The organism is Dehalococcoides sp. (assembly GCF_041654235.1).
In the GTDB taxonomy this organism is placed as follows: domain Bacteria; phylum Chloroflexota; class Dehalococcoidia; order Dehalococcoidales; family Dehalococcoidaceae; genus Dehalococcoides; species Dehalococcoides mccartyi_B.
Window position 1 is genome coordinate 1 of record NZ_JBAZDW010000101.1, and the last position, 3408, is coordinate 3408.

At 41.5% G+C, this 3408-nt stretch carries 3 protein-coding genes and 1 pseudogene; all 4 read right to left on the bottom strand.

Annotation, left to right across the window (positions count from 1 at the left end; genetic code table 11):
* Window positions 1-106: 106 nt before the first annotated feature.
* A complete protein-coding gene (locus WC259_RS08085; RefSeq protein ID WP_372644189.1) occupies window positions 107-457 on the bottom strand; it encodes a hypothetical protein in 351 nt (116 codons plus the stop codon).
* Between the two features lie 274 nt (window positions 458-731).
* The gene (locus tag WC259_RS08090; RefSeq protein WP_372644192.1) at window positions 732-2009 is read right to left on the bottom strand and encodes a hypothetical protein; all 1278 of its coding nucleotides are present in this window, start codon (window positions 2007-2009) and stop codon (window positions 732-734) included.
* A complete protein-coding gene (locus tag WC259_RS08095; RefSeq protein ID WP_372644195.1) occupies window positions 2010-2990 on the bottom strand; it encodes a hypothetical protein in 981 nt (326 codons plus the stop codon).
* Window positions 2990-3408: pseudogene (locus WC259_RS08100) on the bottom strand (hypothetical protein); the annotation flags it as partial. The pseudogene WC259_RS08100 and the gene WC259_RS08095, both read right to left, overlap by 1 nt.

A 3408-nucleotide genomic window follows, 5' to 3' on the forward strand; every position in this document is an offset into this window, starting at 1 on the left:
GGACAGACCCTAACTTAATATCTTTGCTGTTAATACAATCAGTCATACCACCTCTAAAAAACCGCTAGAATTGGACTACAGAGGCTCTAAGCTTAATCCGTAGCTGTTAGACATTAAGCCAAAGGGATACGGCGATAGCGATAATGGAAAAACCATATACAATAGCCCATTTCAACCATTTTATTTCATTGCTTACCATTTTAATTTGGCAAACAATTCCGTTGTCGGGGCATTCTCGTGTACCATTTAAGGCAATATCCAATCTGTTTAATGAAGGTTCTATATGTGCGAGGTGGTTATTCTTTATGTCGTAAATATCTTTAGTGTTCTTGCCTATGGTTTCATTCATGGATTGTAAGGTGTTGGATATTACCTTGAGTTCGTCTTTCATGGTGCGGTTATCCCCTGTCTTTCTATTTTGGGTTGCTGTCCGTAGTGGTTGTAGTGCTGTTTTCATTATCTGGTTTCTTTCTAAAGTAGAATTGCCACCCATCACTTAACATCTTGAGCATGACACCGTTTATAATACCGCTGAACATAGCAGTCCATTTATCTATGCCGAGTTCCACCATAGCGTAAATCATTAGCCCTGTATAAAACAGGTAAAACACCAAGAAGAACACCATAAGAAAGTCTCTAAATCTCATATGCACCTCACAGTCTGTATATTATATACCCAACATATAACCATATTAAAATATTAGCTAGAGTTAATATTTTTTCTAAAGTGTTCATATGCTGCTTATCTTAGATATACTGGTGGTTGGAATACCCATTACTTTAGATGGGGTAACTCCATATATCTTGTGACTCCACCCTGTACTAGTTGGCGTAATAAAGGCTATGGCAGAAATAAAAACTGAACTCACTAAAGGTAACGAGTTTGGAGTTGCGATGACATCTATGCCATCTCCAGCACTAAAATCAACCGTAGTAGTATTATCTGTGAATGTAGTACTATGACCTGCTACCTCTCCGGTGAGAGCAGTGCCAACTCCATTCTTTCTTATTAAGTATGTAAACTTATCCGAGTCGCTATTTACGTAAGGTTCGGAATCCATCTTAACATGAAACTTACCTACACTACAAGTATTTATACCCTTCATTCCCCATAAGCTAGTTGTTAAGAATGAGTTTTGGTTGCAATAATTTACAACCCCTCCATAGTTAACGGCTGAATTACTAAGACTGCCTCCGTACGAAGCAAGCAAACTTTCACCATCAGTGTCAGGAGAGAACACCATAGAGTAAGCCATAGTAAGAGTATTAGAGGGAGAACTTACTCTAGTAGTTCTAATACTAATTAAATCATTTTCGTCTACGTGTACTGAATGTCCAGTATCATTCCCTGTTGTATTATCTGCAACTATAGTACAGGCTAAGGTACTGCTGGCTGAGTTTACTCTAAGAGTTACAGTATAAGCTGATGGAGAAGTTCCGGGGTCTCCGTTAAGAAAAGCAACGTACAACTTTTTAAACGTTCCCGAAGTAGGCATGAGTAGCTGAGTATTAGCCTCAGTTGATATGTATACATTATTTGCACAGAATATTGGTTGCATATATACAGTACTACCACTGTAAGCGGCACCTATACCCATAACCACAGACTCATTTGCGGCGGTTGGAGTAAATATAACTGACCATGCAACTTTAACTGCGACTGACGGAGAGTTTATAGGTTCGCACATTATATTAACTAAATCGCCAGCAGACACAGATACTTCATTTGAAAGGTCAAACCCTGTTATGTCATCAGCAGTAATGGTGCAAGTTAGCGCAGTTGAAACTCCATTTAACCTTAAGGTAAATCTATATGCAGATGGAGATGTGCCAGCATCAGCACTAAGTCTGACTGAAAGTTTCTTAATGACACCATCAGTTGGAACTACATTTTGGTAAGCACTTTCGCTTGACTGCCAAGATGAATTCCCCACACTTAATGCATTATATCTGGTTGAAGTGGTTGAAACATTATTCTGGTACACACCGCCGACTATAACACTATCCACTTATGCTACCTCTATCCATGCATTATCAGGGTTAAACCAGATTTCATCTGCTGATATGGCCTGTCCGATACAGCGAACGAACTGACCAGTGGTTGACGGGGCGGTATTAGTTAGTAATCCAGCCGTTGCTTCGCTAATAAATACAGGTGCATACTTAGTAAATGTAGGGAATATTGCATCAGCTCTGACCTTACCGACTAATAATATCACGGTGGGGTCTCCGTCACTGGCAGCAGCAGATACGCATATACCAATCTTCGGCTTAGTAGTTGCTTCTGCATCAGCCTGAGCCTTTTCCCATCTATCATCAGCTACTGCTTGATAGACTACTTCGCCAAAAGCTAATGTTGCGCCAGCAGTGCCCGCTTCTACCATTCCAGAATATTTGCCATCAGCGGACAACGCAGGGTCTAAAATTATTGCTACATTCTCAGGCAACGAAACAGATAATACCAAGGTTTGTATCTCAGATACAGATAGTGCCGCTATATTGCCACCCGTAATTCTTCCCACAACTGTCTGCTCTCCAACAGTCAGGGCGGCTGGAGTATCATCAGAGGTAGCTGCTAAAATAGTATTGGCATTGTAGTCTGCTTCCATTACAGCCCCAGCGGCATCAACATTGGTAGCATCAGTTACATCAGCGCTAGCCTCTATGCCGTCTAATTTTGTTATTTGAGTGGCAGTAGCGTGTCCTTGCACGGCTGATGTGGCATCTCTGGCGTTATGGTCAAATGCCCATTCGGAAGTAACAGTTTTATGTGCCTCATCTTCTGTGGGGGGATTTTCTAAATAAGCATCTATATCTGTTACTACTGCCTCAACATAATCAAGGGCAGTCCATGCTGTAGTGCCATTGCCTATTTTAATCTTATTAGTATCTGTCTCAAACCCCATTTCACCACTCATTAAAGTGGGGTCTGCTGATGTCCAGTTTGCGGCAGTATCCCTGCGGAATAGCCATTTTCTATATTCAGCCATTAAGCACCTCCAAAGTCCTCAATTATATAACCTTCGGTAAAGTCTACAGCAGAGCCACCATCATAAACATAGTCTTGAGCAGCAAAGGCATGAGTATGTAGGGTAGTTTCCCCACCATCGGTCAAGTCCGTAGCATCTGCATCTGATATATTGTTAACCTCAGCCCCTGCTTCAATACCGTCAAGCTTAGTTCCATCTATAGACAGGTCTCTGCCGTCAATAGTTTTAGTATCTGATACGGCTAAATCCCCAATCAGTTCACGTGTTCCATTTGCCAGTAAATATTGCGTATGCGGGTCAGTATCAGCTACATGTATAGCCATCTGGCCAGAAACAATACCGGTAAGGCTTCCAGAAGATGCTACATCTAAGTCACGCCTATCGCTATCTACTACCATGTCTGGATGCCGTTGTACTG

What these genes read in the sequence shown, in the direction of transcription:
- WC259_RS08085 (WP_372644189.1), bottom strand. Translation starts at nt 457, where the DNA reads ATGAAAACAGCACTACAACCACTACGGACAGCAACCCAAAATAGAAAG.
- WC259_RS08095 (WP_372644195.1), bottom strand. Translation starts at nt 2,990, where the DNA reads ATGGCTGAATATAGAAAATGGCTATTCCGCAGGGATACTGCCGCAAAC.